Raw genomic sequence first — 2,610 nt, 5'->3', positions numbered from 1 at the left:
GCTGCAAGAATATGTGGACGCTGGGGCTCGCGCTCTGGATGTTCGACCGCGACCGTCAGCCGCTCGTCGACTGGCTCAATGCGAAATTCGCGAAAGCCCCCGAGCTGGCGGCGGCGAACGTCGCGGCGCTGAATGCCGGTCACGCCTATGGCGAGACTGCCGAACTTGCGGGTCCGCTCAAGCAGCATCATGTCGACCCGGCACCTGCCGCCCCCGGCCTCTATCGTACGCTGACCGGCGCCGAGGGTATTGCGCTCGGGCTCGTCGCGGGCGCGCAGCTCGCCCGGCTGCCGATGTTCTTCGGCGGCTATCCGATCACGCCCGCGTCGGCGATCCTGCACCATCTGTCGCGGCTCAAGGAATATGACGTCACGACCTTCCAGGCCGAGGACGAAATCGCCGCGATCTGCTCGGCGATCGGCGCGAGCTATGGCGGTTCGCTCGGCGTCACCAGCTCGTCGGGGCCCGGTATCGCGCTGAAGGGCGAGGCGATGGGGCTCGCGATCATGACCGAGCTGCCGCTCGTCATCGTCAATTCACAGCGGGGTGGCCCTTCGACGGGCTTGCCGACGAAGACCGAGCAGTCGGACCTCTATCAGGCGGTCTACGGTCGCAACGGTGACGCGCCGATGCCGGTGGTCGCCGCGCGTTCGCCCGGCGACGCGTTCGAATGTGCGATCGAAGCGTGCCGGATCGCCGTGCAATATATGACGCCGGTGATGCTGCTGACCGACGGCTATATCGCCAATGCAGCCGAGCCTTGGGCGGTACCCGATCTCACGACCTACGACGCGTTCCCGGTCGAGTTCCTCGAAGAGGTGCCCGAGGGCGGGTTCAAGCCCTATGGTCGCGACGAAAAGCTCGCACGGCCATGGGTCAAGCCGGGAACGCCGGGCCTGCTCCACCGCATCGGCGGGATCGAGAAGGAAATCGACACCGGGCACATCAATTACGCCCCGGGCAACCACCAGGCGATGACCGATATCCGCAAGGCGAAGGTCGACGGCATCAAGGTGCCCGATCAGATTGTCGAGCTCGGCGCCGAGGGCGGCAAGCTCGCGGTCGTCGGCTGGGGCTCGACCTTTGGCCCTATCCATCAGGCGGTGCGCCGCAAGCGCGCCGAGGGGAAAGACGTCAGTCACGTCCATATCCGCCATATCTGGCCGCTGCCCGCGAACCTCGGCGAGCTGCTCAAAAGCTATGACAGGGTGATCGTGCCCGAGATGAACACAGGGCAGCTCAAGACCGTGCTGCGCGATCAGTATCTGGTCGACGCGAAGCCCGTGAACAAGGTGTCGGGCCAGCCGTTCGCCATCGCCGAAATCGAAGCCGCCATCGAGGAGGCGCTCCAGTGAACGAAATGACCACCATCGCACGCCCGACGACGCTCAAGGATTGGGAAACCGATCAGGAAGTCCGCTGGTGCCCCGGCTGCGGCGACTATGCGATCCTGAAGGCGGTGCAGCGCACGATGCCCGATATCGGCACCGCGCCCGAGAACACCGTGTTCATCAGCGGCATCGGCTGCTCGTCGCGCTTTCCCTATTATATGGAAACCTATGGCTTCCATACGATTCACGGCCGCGCGCCCGCGTTCGCGACGGGACTGAAGCTCGCCAATCCGAACCTCGACATCTGGATCGTCACCGGCGACGGCGACGGGCTGTCGATCGGCGGCAACCACACGATGCACCTGATCCGCCGCAATCTCGATTGCCAGATCATGTTGTTCAACAACGAGATTTACGGGCTGACTAAGGGCCAATATTCGCCGACCAGCCGCGTCGGCACGACCAGCCCTTCGACGCCTTATGGGTCGGTCGACCGCCCGGCCCAGCCCGCCGCCTTTGCGCTCGGCGCCGGATCGCGCTTCGTGGCGCGGGGTTTCGACGTTTCGAAGAAGCTACCTGAGGTGTTGAAAGCAGCCCATGCTCACAAGGGTGCAGCTTTTATCGAGATTTTCCAGAATTGTATCGTCTATAACAAAGACGTGTTCGAGGATTTCGCCGCGCCCAAGGGTGCCGAAGATCGCCAGCTCTGGCTCGAGAATGGCGAACCGATGGTCTATGCCAAAGGCACCAAGGGCATCGCGCTCGACGCCGAGGCTCTGCACCTCAAGACCGTTGATATCGTCGATGGCGATTGGCAGGCCGCGGGCGTGATCGTCCATGATGTCACCAATCGCAGCGTCGCGCATATGCTCGTCGAAATGCGCTTCGGCGAATTCCCGATGGCGCTCGGCGTGCTCTATGACGATCCGCGCCCGACCGTCGAGGCCGATGTCGTCCGCCAGAACAAGGCGGCGGCCGGGGGCAAGACGGCGGACCTGCAAAGCCTGCTGCCGCTGCTTGCCGGCAAGCCCGGCGGACTTCACGTCGAAGTGACCGACGGGACAAAGAGTTTCAACGACGACAACTACCGATTGTCGGTGTTCTACGACCTGGCCAAGGTCGCCGTCAACCGGCTCGCCTACAGCCAGGGCCACGAGCTGGCGGGCTTCGGCGCCACCGCGGTAGCCGTCACGCCCGGCTGGCTGCGGTCGGAGATGATGCTCGACAACTGGGGCGTCACCGAGGAGAACTGGCATATCGCACTGGACCCGCTGCGCTC

General features: G+C 64.3%; 1 protein-coding gene and 1 pseudogene. Both read left to right on the top strand.

Annotated elements, in window-relative coordinates; translation table 11 throughout:
- Window positions 1-1,355, top strand: a 1,355-nt coding sequence (locus tag JHC57_RS21945; protein WP_294032691.1) for a 2-oxoacid:acceptor oxidoreductase subunit alpha, incomplete at its 5' end; no start/stop codon positions are given.
- Window positions 1,352-2,341, top strand: a pseudogene (locus tag JHC57_RS21940) (2-oxoacid:ferredoxin oxidoreductase subunit beta); the annotation flags it as partial. The gene JHC57_RS21945 and the pseudogene JHC57_RS21940, both read left to right, overlap by 4 nt.
- Between the last annotated feature and the right edge of the window lie 269 nt (window positions 2,342-2,610).

Source organism: Sphingopyxis sp., from assembly GCF_016463645.1.
Lineage (GTDB): Bacteria > Pseudomonadota > Alphaproteobacteria > Sphingomonadales > Sphingomonadaceae > Sphingopyxis.
Note: the sequence above shows the minus strand (reverse complement) of the source record. Positions and strands in the feature narration are given on the sequence as shown.